This window comes from Mycolicibacterium wolinskyi, from assembly GCF_002101965.1.
Lineage (GTDB): Bacteria > Actinomycetota > Actinomycetes > Mycobacteriales > Mycobacteriaceae > Mycobacterium > Mycobacterium wolinskyi.
In genome coordinates, this window is record NZ_LQQA01000030.1 from 572,621 (window position 1) to 588,017 (window position 15,397).

The 15,397-nt window shown below is 66.0% G+C and carries 24 protein-coding genes; 10 read left to right on the forward strand and 14 right to left on the reverse strand.

Features of this window, described 5'->3' with window-relative positions:
* Window positions 1–543: 543 nt before the first annotated feature.
* Window positions 544–1,116: a restriction endonuclease gene (locus tag AWC31_RS26420; RefSeq protein ID WP_085146970.1), complete on the reverse strand. Its 573-nt coding sequence runs from the start codon at window positions 1,114–1,116 to the stop codon at window positions 544–546.
* A 71-nt stretch (window positions 1,117–1,187) separates the two neighbouring features.
* On the opposite strand from AWC31_RS26420, the gene AWC31_RS26425 reads away from it, so the two are divergent.
* The 5 genes from AWC31_RS26425 to usfY (AWC31_RS26445) all read left to right on the forward strand — a co-directional run bounded on the left by AWC31_RS26425 (window position 1,188) and on the right by usfY (AWC31_RS26445) (window position 3,544).
* Entirely contained in the window at window positions 1,188–1,874 is a 687-nt protein-coding gene (locus AWC31_RS26425; RefSeq protein WP_085146972.1) for a PAS and ANTAR domain-containing protein, read from the forward strand.
* Between the two features lie 61 nt (window positions 1,875–1,935).
* The gene (locus tag AWC31_RS26430; RefSeq protein WP_085146974.1) at window positions 1,936–2,181 is read left to right on the forward strand and encodes a metallothionein; all 246 of its coding nucleotides are present in this window, start codon (window positions 1,936–1,938) and stop codon (window positions 2,179–2,181) included.
* Window positions 2,182–2,192: 11 nt separating this feature from the next.
* Complete coding sequence (locus tag AWC31_RS26435; protein WP_085146976.1) at window positions 2,193–2,573, forward strand: hypothetical protein; 381 nt, start codon at window positions 2,193–2,195, stop codon at window positions 2,571–2,573.
* The gene (locus AWC31_RS26440; protein ID WP_067843282.1) at window positions 2,570–3,190 is read left to right on the forward strand and encodes a flavodoxin family protein; all 621 of its coding nucleotides are present in this window, start codon (window positions 2,570–2,572) and stop codon (window positions 3,188–3,190) included. Before AWC31_RS26435 ends, AWC31_RS26440 begins: the two co-directional genes overlap by 4 nt.
* A 45-nt stretch (window positions 3,191–3,235) precedes the next feature.
* Window positions 3,236–3,544: a protein UsfY gene (gene usfY, locus AWC31_RS26445; RefSeq protein WP_067843746.1), complete on the forward strand. Its 309-nt coding sequence runs from the start codon at window positions 3,236–3,238 to the stop codon at window positions 3,542–3,544.
* Window positions 3,545–3,607: 63 nt separating this feature from the next.
* Here the strand turns inward: usfY (AWC31_RS26445) and mbp1 are convergent, their stop codons facing one another.
* The 5 genes from mbp1 to AWC31_RS26465 form a co-directional block, all read right to left on the reverse strand.
* Window positions 3,608–3,850 (reverse strand): microaggregate-binding protein 1, encoded by a 243-nt coding sequence (gene mbp1, locus AWC31_RS26450; protein WP_067843285.1) that lies wholly within the window; start codon window positions 3,848–3,850, stop codon window positions 3,608–3,610.
* Window positions 3,851–3,969: 119 nt separating this feature from the next.
* Window positions 3,970–4,992, reverse strand: coding sequence for an iron-containing redox enzyme family protein (locus AWC31_RS26455; RefSeq protein WP_085146984.1), 1,023 nt, complete (start codon window positions 4,990–4,992; stop codon window positions 3,970–3,972).
* A gap of 73 nt (window positions 4,993–5,065) precedes the next feature.
* Window positions 5,066–5,221: a hypothetical protein gene (locus AWC31_RS37535; protein ID WP_165766058.1), complete on the reverse strand. Its 156-nt coding sequence runs from the start codon at window positions 5,219–5,221 to the stop codon at window positions 5,066–5,068.
* Window positions 5,187–5,387 (reverse strand): hypothetical protein, encoded by a 201-nt coding sequence (locus AWC31_RS26460; RefSeq protein ID WP_067843289.1) that lies wholly within the window; start codon window positions 5,385–5,387, stop codon window positions 5,187–5,189. Before AWC31_RS26460 ends, AWC31_RS37535 begins: the two co-directional genes overlap by 35 nt.
* Window positions 5,384–5,881 (reverse strand): DUF4383 domain-containing protein, encoded by a 498-nt coding sequence (locus AWC31_RS26465; protein ID WP_085146993.1) that lies wholly within the window; start codon window positions 5,879–5,881, stop codon window positions 5,384–5,386. The genes AWC31_RS26460 and AWC31_RS26465 overlap by 4 nt, the downstream gene beginning before the upstream one ends.
* Window positions 5,882–6,125: 244 nt before the next feature.
* Here AWC31_RS26465 and AWC31_RS26470 point away from each other — a divergent pair, with 244 nt between their 5' ends.
* Both AWC31_RS26470 and AWC31_RS26475 read left to right on the forward strand, forming a co-directional pair.
* Entirely contained in the window at window positions 6,126–6,644 is a 519-nt protein-coding gene (locus AWC31_RS26470; RefSeq protein ID WP_133060229.1) for a hypothetical protein, read from the forward strand.
* 46 nt (window positions 6,645–6,690) lie between these two features.
* Window positions 6,691–8,049 carry a cytochrome P450 gene (locus AWC31_RS26475; protein WP_085146995.1) on the forward strand — a complete coding sequence of 453 codons (1,359 nt, stop codon included), beginning with the start codon at window positions 6,691–6,693 and terminating at the stop codon, window positions 8,047–8,049.
* A gap of 2 nt (window positions 8,050–8,051) precedes the next feature.
* Here the strand turns inward: AWC31_RS26475 and AWC31_RS26480 are convergent, their stop codons facing one another.
* On the reverse strand, window positions 8,052–8,987 hold the full coding sequence (locus AWC31_RS26480; protein WP_085146996.1) for a ribonuclease Z: 936 nt from the start codon (window positions 8,985–8,987) through the stop codon (window positions 8,052–8,054).
* Between the two features lie 3 nt (window positions 8,988–8,990).
* Window positions 8,991–10,070 carry a hypothetical protein gene (locus AWC31_RS26485; protein WP_085146997.1) on the reverse strand — a complete coding sequence of 360 codons (1,080 nt, stop codon included), beginning with the start codon at window positions 10,068–10,070 and terminating at the stop codon, window positions 8,991–8,993.
* A 119-nt stretch (window positions 10,071–10,189) separates the two neighbouring features.
* On the opposite strand from AWC31_RS26485, the gene AWC31_RS37540 reads away from it, so the two are divergent.
* Both AWC31_RS37540 and usfY (AWC31_RS26490) read left to right on the forward strand, forming a co-directional pair.
* Entirely contained in the window at window positions 10,190–10,336 is a 147-nt protein-coding gene (locus AWC31_RS37540) for a hypothetical protein (RefSeq protein ID WP_165766059.1), read from the forward strand.
* 182 nt (window positions 10,337–10,518) lie between these two features.
* Entirely contained in the window at window positions 10,519–10,824 is a 306-nt protein-coding gene (gene usfY, locus AWC31_RS26490) for a protein UsfY (RefSeq protein WP_085146998.1), read from the forward strand.
* Between the two features lie 19 nt (window positions 10,825–10,843).
* Here usfY (AWC31_RS26490) and AWC31_RS26495 read toward each other — a convergent pair whose 3' ends face one another.
* From AWC31_RS26495 to AWC31_RS26520, 6 genes are read right to left on the reverse strand one after another with little or no spacing between them, the layout of a single operon-like run.
* The gene (locus tag AWC31_RS26495; protein ID WP_085146999.1) at window positions 10,844–11,188 is read right to left on the reverse strand and encodes a hypothetical protein; all 345 of its coding nucleotides are present in this window, start codon (window positions 11,186–11,188) and stop codon (window positions 10,844–10,846) included.
* Complete coding sequence (locus tag AWC31_RS26500) at window positions 11,175–11,540, reverse strand: hypothetical protein (protein WP_085147000.1); 366 nt, start codon at window positions 11,538–11,540, stop codon at window positions 11,175–11,177. The genes AWC31_RS26495 and AWC31_RS26500 overlap by 14 nt, the downstream gene beginning before the upstream one ends.
* Window positions 11,537–12,766 carry an NRAMP family divalent metal transporter gene (locus AWC31_RS26505; protein WP_067843318.1) on the reverse strand — a complete coding sequence of 410 codons (1,230 nt, stop codon included), beginning with the start codon at window positions 12,764–12,766 and terminating at the stop codon, window positions 11,537–11,539. The genes AWC31_RS26500 and AWC31_RS26505 overlap by 4 nt, the downstream gene beginning before the upstream one ends.
* Complete coding sequence (locus AWC31_RS26510; RefSeq protein WP_085147001.1) at window positions 12,766–13,230, reverse strand: hypothetical protein; 465 nt, start codon at window positions 13,228–13,230, stop codon at window positions 12,766–12,768. The genes AWC31_RS26505 and AWC31_RS26510 overlap by 1 nt, the downstream gene beginning before the upstream one ends.
* 10 nt (window positions 13,231–13,240) lie before the next feature.
* A complete protein-coding gene (locus AWC31_RS26515; RefSeq protein WP_085147002.1) occupies window positions 13,241–14,122 on the reverse strand; it encodes an SDR family oxidoreductase in 882 nt (293 codons plus the stop codon).
* 13 nt (window positions 14,123–14,135) lie between these two features.
* Complete coding sequence (locus AWC31_RS26520) at window positions 14,136–14,369, reverse strand: hypothetical protein (protein ID WP_234790695.1); 234 nt, start codon at window positions 14,367–14,369, stop codon at window positions 14,136–14,138.
* Between the two features lie 51 nt (window positions 14,370–14,420).
* Here AWC31_RS26520 and AWC31_RS26525 point away from each other — a divergent pair, with 51 nt between their 5' ends.
* Window positions 14,421–15,392, forward strand: a complete 972-nt coding sequence (locus AWC31_RS26525) for a glycosyltransferase (RefSeq protein WP_067843331.1) — start codon at window positions 14,421–14,423, stop codon at window positions 15,390–15,392.
* Window positions 15,393–15,397: the final 5 nt, after the last annotated feature.

A 15,397-nucleotide genomic window follows, 5' to 3' on the forward strand; every position in this document is an offset into this window, starting at 1 on the left:
CATCTGAGCGACACCGATGGTTAACCCATCAAAATTTTGCCAACGCAACCGAGATGGCGAGAAAAGCAGCCTGTCAGGCCAATTATGGCCCAGCAGGCTTTGCGAAGTCTGCGTAGCGTCAGATATGCATCCAAAGTGTCGAACGGTGGGTGCGGATGCTGTGGGACGGTCGGCAATCGGTTTTCCGCCCATCGTTCGAGGCGCTTTTGTTCGCTGTTTGTGATTTTGCTCCGATGTGCCCCTATAACGGTGCGCGGCGTTGTCCGTGTGAGTTGTGTCGCGACCCGGCGACTGACGCTCAGGTAGAAACCTGAGAAGCGCAGCTAACCTCTGCGCGACCGTCATCTGGCGTCGCGCCTATTTCGTACCGGAACGCGTGAATCCAGCTAACAGCTCCGCCGGGCAGGCGTGGCATCTTGACCTCGGCATGGTGACCCCGCGCCGCCGTTTGGGCGACCTCACAGCCCGTACGCCGGGTCCCCGGCACACGGCAAAGCCGTGCATCATGCCGTAGCAACCCACTTCGGGGCCTCGGCTGCGGCGTCAAACCGTCGGATCGGGTGGAACCTCGGTGATCACCCTGCGGAGGATGGATTTCAGGCGTGGCAGTTGGGCTCCGCCGACCAGTTCGCAACCATGTAGCGCGGCGAGCTTGTGAGCGGCCGGGGTGAACTCGTGGTTGGTCACCACCATGGTCTTGGCGCAGTCCTGCATCGGGGCGCCCGCCACAACTTCCTGTACTGCGCCCGCCCCGACCGGGCGGGACTGCCGCTTGCATTGGATCGCAACACGATTGGGTCGATGGCCGACGATCAGATCGACCCCCCAGTCACCGGTCACCGGGGTCATGATCACCGGCAAGCCACAGGAGCGGGCGATGCGCGCGACGTGGTCCTCGAACTCCAGCCCGGACATCTCGGCGCCCGGCTGCTCACTCGGTCCGGGGGTGCGGGCGCCGTCCCACGCCCCCGCAAGGAAATGGGGCGCGGTAACGAGCACGAGCGGCACGGCGACGCCGATGGTGAGACTCCACGGCACATCGACCCCTGCCGCATAACCCGCGATCGCCGCGCAGGCCCCCGCCGCGAGGTACAGCTTGGTCCGGAGTCGACGCACGCGCCGAATGTTAGATGGCCTGTGCGACAAACGATCACTCAATTCCCAGGTCGGCGGGATAACCTTTTGCCATGACGAACGAACCGACCCAGCTCGGCATGCAGTCGTCTGTCGAGCATGCCCTCGCCGGGGGAGAACCCCAGCGGGTCGGATCGTTCCGGTTTTATTTCGCCGACGAGCGCTGGGAGTGGTCGCCGCAGGTGGAACGGATGCACGGGTACGAACCGGGCACCGCGCAACCGACCACCGAGCTGGTGTTGTCGCACAAGCATCCCGATGACTACGGGCAGGTCGCTGCCACGCTGGACGAGATCCGTCGTACGTCCGGGGCGTTCAGCACGCGCCACCGGATCATCGACACCGCCGGCGCCGTCCACGAGGTGGCCGTCGTCGGCGATCAACTCTTTGGCGACGACGGCAGCGTCATCGGCACCCACGGCTTCTACGTCGACGTCACGCCCGCCATCACCGAGGCGCGGCAGCAGGTGGTCACCGAAGCGGTGGCCGAGATCGCCGAGGCCCGCAGTGGTATCGAGCAGGCCAAGGGCATGCTGATGCTCATCTACCGGATCAATGCCGACTCGGCGTTCGAATTGCTGAGATGGCGGTCGCAGGAGACCAACACCAAGCTGCGTCTGCTGGCCGAGCAGCTCGCCAAGGACTTCCTGGAGCTCGACTACAACGAGATCCTGCCCAACCGCGTCGTGTTCGACAGGCTGCTGCTCACCGCTCATCTACGGGTCGGGGGCGAGGTTTAGCCGGTCCCTGTCCCGGGAACGCTCGTGTCGCTTGAGTCAATGCGAACCGGGAGATGGAGCAATGGCGACGTGCGCCACGTGCGGCAACGACTACGACAAGGCGTTCACGGTGAGCTGGGGCGGTCACACCGAGACGTTCGACAGTGTGGAGTGCGCAGCGGTCCGGATCGCCCCCGAGTGCGCGCACTGCGGATGCCGGATTCTCGGCCATGGCGTCGAGGCGGCCGACACGATGTACTGCTGCGCTCACTGCGCCCGTGAGTCGGGGCACTCCGAGCTTGTCGACCGCCAAGCGGTGGCCAAGTAGGCCGCGCCGCGATGTACCACGACGCACAAGACCTGCGTAGCGGTGATGTCGACGTCTGGCAGGCGGTCCGGTTCGGGTTGGTCGCTGCGGCGGCCGGCCTGGGCTTCCTCTTGATGGCCGTCACCTGGGTGAGTACGTGCGCGGGTGCCACGGCCGACTTGGCGGCGTGCGGAGCGCCCCAGCGCACCGCGTTGGCGCTCGGCACACCACTGATCCTGTTCGTCGCCGGGCTCCGGGCGTTCGCCCGGGCTTACCAGGCGTGGAAGAGGCGTGAGACCTGGTGGGCGTGGCACGGTGCCGGGTGGCTCTTGACGTTGCTGACGCTGCTGGTGCTCGTCACGTCCCTGCCCGCGTTCGCTGGCACGGGGATGACCACGGGGTTGACACTGTGACCGCGTCGTCGAAGCTAAAGGCGCTCGCCTTGGTGTGCAGCCTGAAACCGAATCCGGCCGAATCCAGCAGTGAGTTGATCGCCGAACAGGTCCTCGACCGGCTCGGCGCGCTCGGGGTCGGCACCGAGTGCCTGCGCTGTGCCGATTTCAAGATCGATCCGGGTGTCGAGGCCGACATGGGAAACGGCGACCAGTGGCCAGAGATCAGGCAGAAGATCCTCGGCGCCGACATTCTCGTGCTGTCGACGCCGGTCTGGCTCGGACATCCGTCGAGCATCGCGCAGCGGGTTCTGGAGCGGCTCGACGCCGAACTGTCGAACACCGACGACGCCGGCCGTCCGGTGCTGGCAGGCAAAGTCGCGCTGGTGTCGGTCGTGGGCAACGAGGACGGTGCGCACAAGACGGTCGCGGATATCTTCCAGGGACTCAACGATATTGGGTTCAGCATCCCTGCGCAGGGGTGCACCTACTGGAACGGCGAGGCCATGCAGGGCGTCGACTACAAGGATCTCGACGAGGTTCCCGACCCGGTTGCGAGCGCCACGTCGGCCGCGGCCCGCAACGCGGCGCATCTTGCCGGGCTGCTGAAGGCGGGTCAATACCCGAGCTATGAATAGCGGTGTCCGACAAAGAGTTACGAATAACAAGCGAAGGAGAAAGTGGTGACTGATTCGCGCGATCCAGTCGATCATGCCCGAACCACCCGCCCGCATGCCGGTGAGTCGATGAAGGACAATCTCGCGATGCCCGCACTCGTCCTTATCGGCGTCGGCCTGGTGTTGTTCGTCAGCTGCCTGGTGGCGTTCGCCACCGGAAACGCCGGAGTCGGGGTGGTGCTGGCGGCATTGGCCGCCGTCGGTGTCGGGGCAGGCGCGGTCTGGCTGGCGGTCGAGCACCTCAGGGTACGGCGCGTCGAAGATCGTTGGTACGAAGACCATCCCAGCGCGGCGCGGCAGGGCCACAGCGGTTGATCGCCGAAACAACGCGAGCAAAAAGATGACCCAGCCGGATGGCTGGGTCATCTTGTTTGCGGCCTACGGACGCTGGCTGGCCTGCTCGCGCTTCTCGGCGGCTTTCGCGCCGGCGCGGGCGGATTCGGCTTCAGCTTCCTTCTTGGCGGCGTCCTGCTGGGCGTCTGCCTTGTCCTGCTGAGCCTTGCCCTCGCGGACCAGGTCGTCACGGCCGGTTACCGTGCCAACGGCCTCCTTGGCCTTGCCCTTGACGTCCTCGACGGCGCCCTTGATGCCTTCTTCAGGTCCTGAGTTCTTCTCGGTCATGGCTACCTTTCCGCTACATGGAGTGGAGTGGTTTTCAACACGCATCTTCGCGCGCACCCATAGATTTCCCGGCGGTGGGCGGGCCGAAACGTGACCTGACGAATACCAGTTCCAGTAAATCAACCGAGTGGTCGTGTCAACGAACTGCGTTCAGCTGACCAGCTTTTCAACAGATGTTCGGTGAGCCGGTCTTCCAGGGCGGCAAATGCACGGACACCGAAGACGACATCGGCCTCCAACTCCGGTTCGCGTGTGACGAGATCACCGATCACGTCGGTGCGAACCACCTGCTCGTGCGCCGCATCGGTCTTCGCGTGTTCGCGGTAGAACCGCACGCAGGCCTCGGGCGCTGCCAGCCGCTGCAGTGCGGCGACCATGCGCTGGGAAACCGGTGACGACGTGATCTCAGTGGCGGCGAAAAGGCCTGCCGCCGCGCCCCGGAGTCGGCGGTGTAACCCGAACAGCGACATCAGGTTCACCACGGCGAGCGATTCGGCGGTGACCGTGCCCAGATATCCGAGGTAGGTGCTGTCGAGATCGGCTGCGTCCATGAGATCGACGAACAACTGTTGATGGCCGCGGGTGCCGCGGCCTGCGCCGTAGTCGTCGAATTCGACGGCGACGAACGACGCTTTGGCTTGACCGGCGAGCCGCGGGATCAGCCACGCGTGGGGATCACCTTCTTTGAGGTGGTAGAGCGATCGATGGACGAAATACTCTCGCATCTGTTCCCAGGTCCCGCCGTCGCGCAAATGGTGGGACGGGCCAAGACCGCCGATCGGTTCCGCCGAGAGCCGGTCCAGCTCGCTTTCCGCGGTGACGTCCGGCGGGATGAGCCCCACCTCTTTGTGGACCGCGGCCAGAAAGACCCGTTCGAACTGCGAACGCAGGTGAAGTAGCCCGGCATTCCACTCCCAGGACGGGTCGACGCCGGCGAACCCCCGGTAGTGCAACTCGTAGCAGACGTGAAGGGCCAACTGCACGTCTATGCCGAGCGGATCCGAATCCCGTAGCGGGACCCAGACGGGCTCGAGGTGATTGTGCGGGGGACGCCCCCTGAGTTGCTCGATGACAGCTGCGGAAACACGGCCCTGTCCGTCGGGTAGCTGCGGCTGTGCCGTTGCCGGGGGGAGAGTCGTCATAGCACGTGGTGAATTCCCTTCCAGGCGAACGGCAAACCTCGTCGCAACGGCCACGCGGGCACGATGCGCGAGATCAACGCACGTCGACGTCCGGGTCGTCGTCGGCGGGCGGCTCAGGGTCGCGCCACTCCTCGACCCGGCTCGACCGGTTGCCCTGCAACGTGCCGCGCAGTTCGTCTTTCAGCTGATCGTCTTTACGTGGGCTGTTCTTGGCGCTCTCGCGTTCCATCACGCGCCTCCTTCGAGTTCATGTGCACACCGGCAGGGCGGTGCGGCACTGCGAGATCGTTGTCCGATTCGGATCGCAGCCAGTCCGACAGCTCGCGCGACGACACGGCGGCGGCGCGGTGGAAGCCGTCCCACAGCGCCGTGTCGAGGCCCGTTCCGGCGGTCATTCGATCGTCCCCGGCGCTCCGGTGCCCAAGCCATGCGTTGTCGTGCTCGCGGTCTGGCGTCCCAAAGCCACTCCGAGCAGGATCATGACGAGCGCCAGCCCGAAGTGCAGCCAGTTGTCAGCGGTGTTGACGGGGATGAAATTCGCGGCGCTGTCCCGGTCGATCACGAGCCCGTAGAGCCACAGAACCGCGTAGATGATGCCGCCGCCGACGAGGAAGGCGCGCGCGGCGCCGGCCGTGCGGGCCATCAGCAGGCCCGCGACGCCGAACAGCAGGTGAACGACGTTGTGGAGGACCGACACGGCGAACACCCCGAGAAGCATGGCGTGGGAATGATGGCCGGCAAAGCTCATGTCGCCGTAGTCCGATGTGATCCCCGGGATGAAGCCGAGGATTCCGACGAGCAAGAACGTCGCACCGACGACAAGCGCGGCCACCTGCACGGGTGTCGCCCTCGTCGTTCTGCCGGGACTACGCGGATTTGGGGTAGTCATGATGCAACCTCTTTCTCCTACATCGGCCGCGGCAGATCGCCGCCGGGTGACCGAACGCATCAAGCGGGTGCGTCGCGCGCGTACCCGCTGGTGATGGGTTACCCTCCGCGGCCCGACCCCACACGCCGCAGGGCATCGGATTTCGTCGTCCGGCCCGGGAGGTTTACCGGCCGAGGAGCACGGGGATCTCCACTGAGGCCCGCCATGCGATGACGGCGGTGCTGTGACGAACGGCTGCAAGCAGATGAAGACGACCCTGTATCACGAGATCGAGCCCCAGACGCTCGACGATGTCAGACGGAACGGCCTCAAACGCAAGGGCGACGGCGAAAAGAGCGATTCCGACACGAAGACGGCCGACGCCTACCTCGATACGCATCGTCCGCCTGAGACGATCCGGGCTCAGCTCTGCCGCGACGGCGTTCTCTACGGGTTCTTGCCGGCCGGCGACGGCATCGTCGACATCAGAAACGGTGCGGCGGTCGATATCGCGACCTTCGACAGGGACCGTCCGCAGACGCTGCTGCGGATCGCGGTGGACCCGACGCACTGCTTCGTTTCAGATCTCGACCTGTACGACCGCGTCAAGCGGGCCTTGAAAACCGCCGAGTCCGACGACGAATGCCATCGACTGGCACAGGTCTACTGGCAGCGGGTCATCCCACTGCTGGACTACGAACCCGGCTCTATCAGGCGGCCCGAGGCGATGGTGGTCGCCGACATCGAACCGGCCGACATCGAGGTGGTGTCGCCCGACGGCTGACCATGCCGCCAGGTTTGGCGCGACCGGCGGCGGGTAACTGCTTCGCATGGCTATCGATGGACCGCGATTGCATGGTGCCTCCGCCCTCATGACGTTGAGCGATCTCGGCTTCGCGTCGATTTCGGCCGGGGTGATCGCTCGGCGCCGCCCGGTGCTTCGGCTGCTGGAACGCATGCAGGCCGATACCCGCGCGGTGAAGCGGTTGCAGCGGTTGCGACGCCAGTTCGGCCGCGGCCCGGTCGAACTCGTGATCCCTGGTCGCCGGATCGTCGTGGTACTCGACCCGGACGACGTAGGGACGGTGCTGAGCCGGTCGCCCGCGCCGTTCGATCCGGCCAACCGCGAAAAGCGCAAGGCGCTGCAGTGGTTTCAGCCGCACGGTGTGCTGATCTCGCAGGGCGCCATCAGATCGCGACGGCGCGCGGTCAATGACGCCGCGCTGGACTCCGGGTCGGACCTGCACCGGTTGGCTGACGCGTTCGCGACGAAGATCGCCGACGAGGCACGCGATCTGGTGAGCGAGGCCACCTCACTCGGGCACCTGGATTCGTCGATGTTCATGTCGGCATGGTGGCGTCTGGTCCGCCGTTTGGCGCTCGGTGAGAGAGCCCGCGACGACGAGGCGGTCACCGACGACCTGTTGCGGCTGCGCAAGGCAGGCAATTGGTCATTCCTGGCACTGCCGCACTACCGGGCCCGGGCTCAGTTCACGGAGCGGCTCTACGGCTACGCAGAGGATCCCGAACCAGGAACCTTGGTGGGGGCACTGGCCGATACGCCTGCCGCCGGGGCAGTCGACCCGGTCGGGCAGATGCCGCAGTGGCTGTTCGCGTTCGACGCGACGGGCATGGCGCTGCTGCGCGCGATCGCGGTCCTGGCGACCCACCCGGTCCACCTGAACCGCGCCGTCGACGACTGTGCAGAACCAGAGCGTCCGCTACCGCGGCCCTATCTTCGAAGCTGTGTGCTCGAGTCGGTGCGGCTGTGGCCGACGACGCCGACGATCCTGCGCGACACCACCGAGGACACCCACTGGCGGGACGGCGCGGATCAGTTCACGATCCGCAAAGGTGCCGGGGTGATGATCGTGACGCCGGCATTCCATCGCGACGAGTCGTTGCTGCCGTTCGCACACGACTTCACGCCGGACATCTGGCTCGACGGCCGGGCTCGCCGGTACCCGCAGCTGGTGCCGTTCTCGGCAGGCCCCGCTGAGTGTCCTGGCCGCAATCTGGTGTTGTTCAGCACCAGCACGCTCGCCGCGAATCTGCTGAGTCGATTGCGCTTCGAGCTGCGGTCCACACCACGCCCGGCGCCCGGCGAACCGCTACCGATGACACTCAACCAGCTCGATCTCGAGTTCTCGGTCCGCGCCGCCGAACCCGCACTGGCCGCCGGTCGGTGAATTCAGCGTGATCGGCGCCGCGGGACCTCGATTCGCGCCAGGTCTTCGGCGACGACGAGGTCGCCGTCGAAACCCTTGGCCGCCAACACCTCAGCGGCTTCCGCGCGGTGTCGGTCCGTGTCGGGGTAACGCTGCGAGAAGTGGGTGAGGACGAGCCGCCGGACGTTGCACTCGGCCGCGACCTGCGCGGCCTGACCGGCCGTCAGGTGCCCGTAGCGGCGCGCGAGCTCGGCCTCCTCGCCGAGAAACGTCGCCTCGATCACCAGAAGGTCCACGCCGTCGGCGAGTGCGTACACGGCCTCGCACATTCCGGTGTCCATCACGAAGGCGAACCGTTGCCCACGCCGCGGCTCACTGACATCCGACAACCGCACGACGCGCGAGCCCGCGCGAACCGAACCGGTCCGTTGCAGCTCGCCGACCATCGGGCCACTGATGCCGAAGCGTGCCAGCAACTCTGGCACCATGCGGTGACCGTCGGATTCGACGATTCGGTAGCCGATGGACTCCACCGAGTGGTCGAGCCGCCGGGTCTCGAGTACGCCGAACGGTCCCGTGGCCACCGGGCCGTCGACCGCGATCGGATGCTCGTGAACCTCCGTGACATCGTGAAAGATGCTGGCGTTGCGGAGCCGACTGAAGAATTCCCGGCCGGACGCCGGATAGTACGCCTGGAGCGGATGGGGTGTTTGGTCCAACGACATGCGTTGCAGCACACCGGGTACACCGAGGCAGTGGTCGCCGTGGAAGTGGGTCAGACACAGCCGCGTGACGGTGCCGGCTGACAGGCCGGCGAGCAGGAGCTGGCGTTGCGTGCCTTCACCGGGGTCGAACAGAAAACCCTCGCCGTCCCATCGCAGCAGGTATCCGTTGTGGTTTCGCTTGCGGGTGGGCACCTGGCTCGCGGTACCGAGCACGACAAGTTCGCGGACCGACATGTGTCAGTTCGCCGCCGTGGCACGGGCATGCCGCTCCTGCTCACGCTTCCCGTACGTGGCATTGCGGACCGTGTAATCGCTTTCGAAACTCGAGCCGAGCGCCCCGGCGAAAGTGCCGAGCGAACTGGCGAGCCACGCGAGTTCGGCGTAGTCGCGCCACGTGACCGGGTGTTCCAGCGTCGCCGCCAGGTAGCTTGGCGGGACTATCGTCAACGCTCCCAACAGCACCACACAGAACAACATGACATACATGGATGCGATGCCGACACCCAAGGTCAGCACGGTCGCGCCGTTGTACAGCACGGCGTTCTGGCGTTGATCGAGGTCACGCGGCCGCTCCCACAGGCCGTTGTAGAGCATGAGCCACAACATCATGGCCAGGATCGCTACGACGCTGACCGCGGCCAGCCGCGTCGTACTCATCGAATCGGCCATGTTCCAGATGCTGGAGTAGAACACCCCGAATGCCGCGGCCGCGACGCCCGCCGCGATCGCGCTGGAGAGGCTGGGCAGGAGCCGCCACGGGCGGTTGACCCGGACCATTCCCAGCAGGAGGCGCAGCCTCCCGTGCACGCGCGTCAGCTCCAGGTAGGCATTCTTCCCGCCATCGGTGACCTCTCGCTTCGTCGGCTCGAATAACGGCCCGACGGTGGCGCGGTTGCGGTCCCTGGCGCCCGCCGTGGTGAGCGCGCCGACGACGTGCACGATGGCGCCGGCGACGTGGCGGCGTAGCCGGACCGGGCCAAGCGCGGGCAGCGATATCAACGCTGTGCCCTCGGCGATGTTCGCCTCGCAGACAACCAACGTCTCACCGAGACGTCTCGTCAACTCCGTCACGCACACCACGAAATCCCATCCGTACCGGGACTTCAGCTCGTCGCTGTGCTTGCGTATCTCGATGTTGCCGTCGTCTTCGAGCGGCAACGCGTAACTGTGGACCGTTACTTTCCAGCACACGTCATCGCGCACGCTGCCCGCCAGCATGGCCGGAAGGGCCGCGGTCAGAGATTCGACCACTTTTGTGGACAAACCCGGATCGGTCACCAGGCCGACGTGTCGCTGCGGCCTCGTTGAACCAGGCATGGATTGCCACTACCCGCGGCTCATCGGGCCGAAACTGCCGCCGCAGGCTGATTGGGGGAGCGCTGAACGGGTAGCCGGGTCGGACGATGCAAGGGCGAGCATCAACAGCTGGAGGACAGATGAACTCGACACGCCCGGGCGACCGCGACGATGCCGGTCATGATCCCGACGCCGACCCCGAAATGCTCCAATCGAAGCGGACTCAACCCGATCAGGCCGAGGGCGCCGACGATCCGGAGGAGACCGGCTCGGGCGATGACCGCTAGCCGCCGAGATCGTCATATCGGCTCCCGTCATCGGTATCGGCGCTGTAGCTATGCCCGTTCTGCGGGCCGGCTATGCGGGTCGCCCGCCGAGCGGGCGAGTTTCGCCGGTGCGCCCCAGGGGTACCTCTCAGGCACACCTGCCCCGCAGTGGCGGCAGTAGCGCGCCGAGAGGAGTAGCGACGATGGGCGACGACGCCAAGGACCCCGTGGACCATGCCAGGACGACGCGTCCGCATGCCGGTGAGACGATGAAGGACACCGCGAACTTTCCGGCGCTGATCATGCTGTATTTGGGCGGTGCGTCCTTCGTCGCGTGCCTGGCCGCGTTCGCCACCAGCCACCATGGCGTCGGCATAGTGCTGGCGTGCATTGCCGCCGTGCTGTTCGTGGGATCGGGTTTGTGGTTCGGTATCGAACATTGGCGCGTGCGCCGCAAGGAACGCGCATGGAATGCCACTCACCCGGAAGTGCACGAACAGCGGCCGTGATCCGCAGTCCGGCCGTCGATCATCCGTCGCCGTCGTGCAGCAGCGGGGAGTGGCGGCGGTAGCCCGGCCGTAGTGTGACGTGGTCGGCGCATACGCGCCCGACATCCTCCCAGGCCGCCAAGAATGTCCCGCGGTGGCGCCAGCGCGCGATCGCCGCGATGAGTGCGGGCGAATCAAGGCTCGTGCGTTCGTATCCGAGGTAGGACGAGCGGGTGCGCGGGCTGACGACGAGACCGGTGACGCGCGGTGTGGGTGGATGGTCGGCACGGTCACCGGCAATACCGAGCCGCACGTCGACCACGATGCCCACCGGATGGTGGCCGGCGTCGATGACCTGTAACCCGAGCAGACTACTCAGCTGCATGAGTGCCCCCGGGAATGCGGGCCACGATGTGATCTCGCAGCCATCTCTCCATCCATTGCACATCGAATTTCATGTCGGTGGGCGCCAGTTTTACTGTCACGCCGATGGAAGCCACGAGTTTCCAAGGGATTTCCCGCAGCCGTGACCGGGGTGGGGTGCCGCCGAAGATGCGGGTCGCCACGACCTGGCCGGACAGCAGCCCGGTGACGCGCGGCGCCGGGCTGCCCGGCTCGATCTCTCGATCGACCTCGACCCCCTCGAGCTCGAGGTCGTCGACGATGCCGACCGGATCGCCGTTGTCGTCGACCAACTGACGGTCCAGCAGGTGCAGGCGTGCGTCCAGTGTCGTCATTGTCCGGCTCCGGTCACGATCATCAAAGGGATGGCAGCCAACGATGCGGCCAGGATGATCACGAGATAGATCGAACCCAACACATTCGTCACCCTTCCGTTCGTCTTGTCGCCCATGTATTCCGGGTCGTTGGACACGATGAGAATCGGCAGATAGGTCAACGGCAGCGCGATGGCGGAGAACACCACGGAGTACTCGGTGACCATGACCGGGTCGACACCCGTGAACAGAACCGCGGCGCCGACGACGATGCTCACGAACATCACCACATGGAATCGCGCCGCCTCGGCGGGGCGGCGGAATTTGCCCCATGGCCAGCCGAGAAACTGCGCGAGGGTGTAGCCGCTGGACAGCGTGGTCTCCAGGGCCGCCCCGAAGGTGGCCGCCACGATGCCGACGATCGCGAACGCCAGTGCGAGCTTTCCACCGGCCACGGCCACCGGCATCACGACCTGGGACAGCGACGTCACCTCGATTCCGTTGGGCAGCAGCACCAACGTGGCGCACGCGGCGATCGCGATCGACAGGATGCCGCCCAGCGGGAAACCGATCATGACGTTGAGTCGCGAAACACCGAGATCCTTTGTCTTCCAATGTTCCTCCACGGCCCCGGAGGAGAAGAAGAAGACTTCGTACGGAGTCATCGCAGCGCCGAACAGCGCGATGGCGTAGTACCAGTAGGTCGCCGACGACTCCGATTCCGGGATGGCCGGCTGCAGCGCCTGATGCGTCAGGTCCGACCAATTCGGTTGCAGGAGAAAGACGCAGACCGCGAACACGATCAGGCTCAATCCCATGATCCCGGCGACGTTTTCCATGATGCTGAACTTCACCCGCCAGATCACGATCCATACGGCGAAGGCGGCCACCGGAATCCACATCATCGGGCCCACGTCGGTCGCGAGTTCCAACGCGATCGCGACGCCGCCGATCTCGGCGGTCAGCGTCATGAGGTTGATGAGGAACGAGGCGCTGAGATTGGCCGCCGCGGTCCGCGGGCCCAGCCGTTCACGGATGATCTCGAAGGTGGCTCGGCCACTGACCGCCGCCACCCGGCCGGCCATCTGCGCGAACAGGCAGATCCCGATGACGCCGACCACCACGACCCAGGCCAGCGCGAGGCCGAACCTGGACCCGACGACCGCGTTGGTGACGAGGTCGCCGATGTCGAGGAATCCGCCGATGGCGGTAAGGATGCCCAGCGCTACCGCGAAGAATTTCTTCATCAGCGGTATCCGGTCTCCAGGGCGTCGGCCGCCGCCACCAGGTCGGCACGGAGCTTGCCGAGGTCGGGTGTCACGGTGACCTCCCGCAGCGTCGCAGACGCGGCGTTGAGCTGCCCGACGATGGTGGTCATCGACTCGGTGAGCAGCGTCTGCCTGGCGATGTCGACGGGGTCCTCGGCCTTGAGTTCGGCGATGCCCTCATAGGCCTTCACGACATCGCTACGCGCGTCCGAGATCTGCACGCTCGCCAGTTGCGGTGTGGACCGGTCCCGCATCCGCAGATCGAGCGCCATGGCGGCGCTGCGGGCTGCCGACACCGTTTCTTCCATCGCCGATGCCAGCTGACCCGGCATCCCGTCGCGATTGGCCGGACAGCGGGTGAGTAACAGCCCCAGCGCGGCAATCATCAGGGCGGTCAGCACAACCGCCCGGATCCGCCGGATTCTGTCGGCTTTCTGCGCCACGGCCGCCCCCTCAGCCGGGGAGCGTCTCGCCGCCGATTGGTGCGAGCACCTCGCCGCTGTAGTACGACGACAGCTGCCCGGACGCGAAGAAAACGTATGACGGCGCGATCTCGTCCGGCTGGGCGGCGCGCCCGAAAGGCGCTTGCTCACCGAAGGATTCGACGCGCTCGGCATCCATGGTCGCCGGGATCAACGGCGTCCACACCGGGCCGGGTGCCACACAGTTCACCCGGATTCCGCGATCGGTCAGGGATTGCGCCAACGAGTAGGTGAGCGCGATCACCGCCCCTTTGGTGGCCGAGTAATCGATCAGGGTCTTGTTGCCCCGCAGCCCGTTGATGGACGCGGTGTTGATGATGGCCCCGCCCTCCGGCATATGTGCGAGCGCAGCTTTGGTCACGTGAAAGAAGCTGTCGATGTTGACGGCGAACGTGTGGCGCCATTGCTCGTCGCTGATCGCGGTGAGGTCTGCCGTAGGTTCCTGGTAGGCAACATTGTTCACAAGAATGTCGATGCCGCCCAGCGCGCCCGCGGTCTTCGTGACGATCGCCCGGCACTGGTCCACTTCGCTGAGGTCGCCGGGCAACCGCAGGCACCGCCGGCCGGCATCCTCGACGAGCGACGCGGTATGGGTGGCGTCGTCGTGCTCCTCGAGGTAGGCGATCGCGACGTCGGCACCCTCCTTCGCGAACGCGACGGCCACTGCCCGGCCGATTCCCGAGTCTCCGCCCGTGATCAGCGCCCGCTTGCCCTCCAACAGTCCGCGGCCCACGTAATCCCGCATCTCGTCGCGCGGTTGCTGGGCCATATCGGACGTATGTCCCGGATACGGGATCACGGTGTCGTTGTCGGGCGTCTCTTTCCGGCTGTCTCCGGTGTTCTCGTCGCTCATTGCCGTTTGCCCCCTATTCCTCGCGGCCGAACTCGTCGAGCTCCGGATCGAGATCGACGGCTTCGCGCTGCTCCTGCCAGTCCGGTTCGGTGGCCTCCAGCGGCGGGGCGTCGGCGGATGGGGTGAAAGCCTCCTCATCCTCGACCGGCCCGGTGGTTTCGCGTTGTTGCTCGACAGCGTCGGCGACTGGCACCTCGTCGGGTAGATCCTCGCGGTCCATGGAGCGTCGGATACCCGGAGCGCTCATGATCAAACTCTTCGCGTGTTTAAGAGGCACTTCGCCGGGTACTTCCGCCCCATGGATGAAGACTTCACGCGGACCCTGCTCGCGTGGCATGTGCACGGCTCCTGGATGGAGTCGTTCACCGCTGGTCGACATCGCTATCTGGTTCCGCTCAACGCCGAGCGGGACGCTGACGGGCGTGGGTTGTGCGGACGGGATTGGCCACGCGCGCAAGAGATTTCGATTGGCGAGCTGCGTGACCAGGATGTCGACCTTGTCGTCCTGCAACGACCAGAAGAGCTGGAGCTGGCGGCAGAGTGGCTCGGGCGCCGGCCGGGTATCGATGTGCCCGCCGTCTACGTCGAGCACAATGCGCCCCGCCCGTTTGCGGTGGACAGCACCCACCCGCTCGCCGGACGCCGCGACATCCCGCTCGTCCATGTGACCGACTTCAACCGGCTGATGTGGGACAACGGTGTCGCGCCGACGACGGTGATCACTCACGGAATCGCCGATCCCGGCAATTTCTACACCGGCGACGTCGCGGCCGCCGCCACGATGATCAACGAACCGCTTCGGCGCTGGCGAACAGTCGGCGCCGATCTGCTGTCCGAATTGTGCGCGCACGTGCCGATCGATGTCTGGGGCATCGACACTTTGGAGCTCAATCGCCCGGGCGGTCGATCCGCGGTCCGCGGCAAGGGAGACGTGCCGCGGAACAGGCTGTGGCGTCAGATCGCCCGGCGGCGGGTGTACGTGCACACCGCCCGGTGGACTTCGCTGGGGCTGTCGCTGGTCGAGGCGATGTATCTGGGAATGCCCGTGGTGGCCGTCGCATCGACGGAGGCCCCGCAGGTGGTTCCGGCCGAAGCGGGGGTGGTGAGCAGCGACGTGGCGACCCTCGCCTATGCGTTGCAGGGCTTCGTCACCGACACGGCCGCGGCGACGGTGGCGGGCAAGGCCGCCCGTGAATTCGCCATGGCTCACTTTTCACTCGACCGGTTCCTCGGTGAATGGGACCGGGTCATCGAGGAGTGCTGCCGATGAGATTC

Bases quoted from the DNA above. Each gene is read 5' to 3' on its own strand.
- AWC31_RS26485 (WP_085146997.1), bottom strand. From the start codon at position 10,070: ATGCCTGGTTCAACGAGGCCGCAGCGACACGTCGGCCTGGTGACCGAT.
- AWC31_RS26425 (WP_085146972.1), top strand. From the start codon at position 1,188: ATGACGAACGAACCGACCCAGCTCGGCATGCAGTCGTCTGTCGAGCAT.
- AWC31_RS26520 (WP_234790695.1), bottom strand. From the start codon at position 14,369: ATGAGCGCTCCGGGTATCCGACGCTCCATGGACCGCGAGGATCTACCC.
- AWC31_RS26500 (WP_085147000.1), bottom strand. From the start codon at position 11,540: ATGACGACACTGGACGCACGCCTGCACCTGCTGGACCGTCAGTTGGTC.
- AWC31_RS26465 (WP_085146993.1), bottom strand. From the start codon at position 5,881: ATGACTACCCCAAATCCGCGTAGTCCCGGCAGAACGACGAGGGCGACA.
- AWC31_RS26470 (WP_133060229.1), top strand. From the start codon at position 6,126: ATGAAGACGACCCTGTATCACGAGATCGAGCCCCAGACGCTCGACGAT.
- AWC31_RS26475 (WP_085146995.1), top strand. From the start codon at position 6,691: ATGGCTATCGATGGACCGCGATTGCATGGTGCCTCCGCCCTCATGACG.
- AWC31_RS37535 (WP_165766058.1), bottom strand. From the start codon at position 5,221: ATGGAACGCGAGAGCGCCAAGAACAGCCCACGTAAAGACGATCAGCTG.
- AWC31_RS26495 (WP_085146999.1), bottom strand. From the start codon at position 11,188: ATGCAGCTGAGTAGTCTGCTCGGGTTACAGGTCATCGACGCCGGCCAC.
- AWC31_RS26430 (WP_085146974.1), top strand. From the start codon at position 1,936: ATGGCGACGTGCGCCACGTGCGGCAACGACTACGACAAGGCGTTCACG.
- AWC31_RS26525 (WP_067843331.1), top strand. From the start codon at position 14,421: ATGGATGAAGACTTCACGCGGACCCTGCTCGCGTGGCATGTGCACGGC.
- mbp1 (WP_067843285.1), bottom strand. From the start codon at position 3,850: ATGACCGAGAAGAACTCAGGACCTGAAGAAGGCATCAAGGGCGCCGTC.
- AWC31_RS26435 (WP_085146976.1), top strand. From the start codon at position 2,193: ATGTACCACGACGCACAAGACCTGCGTAGCGGTGATGTCGACGTCTGG.
- AWC31_RS26460 (WP_067843289.1), bottom strand. From the start codon at position 5,387: ATGACCGCCGGAACGGGCCTCGACACGGCGCTGTGGGACGGCTTCCAC.
- usfY (WP_085146998.1), top strand. From the start codon at position 10,519: ATGGGCGACGACGCCAAGGACCCCGTGGACCATGCCAGGACGACGCGT.
- AWC31_RS26505 (WP_067843318.1), bottom strand. From the start codon at position 12,766: ATGAAGAAATTCTTCGCGGTAGCGCTGGGCATCCTTACCGCCATCGGC.
- AWC31_RS26515 (WP_085147002.1), bottom strand. From the start codon at position 14,122: ATGAGCGACGAGAACACCGGAGACAGCCGGAAAGAGACGCCCGACAAC.
- AWC31_RS26480 (WP_085146996.1), bottom strand. From the start codon at position 8,987: ATGTCGGTCCGCGAACTTGTCGTGCTCGGTACCGCGAGCCAGGTGCCC.
- AWC31_RS37540 (WP_165766059.1), top strand. From the start codon at position 10,190: ATGAACTCGACACGCCCGGGCGACCGCGACGATGCCGGTCATGATCCC.
- AWC31_RS26455 (WP_085146984.1), bottom strand. From the start codon at position 4,992: ATGACGACTCTCCCCCCGGCAACGGCACAGCCGCAGCTACCCGACGGA.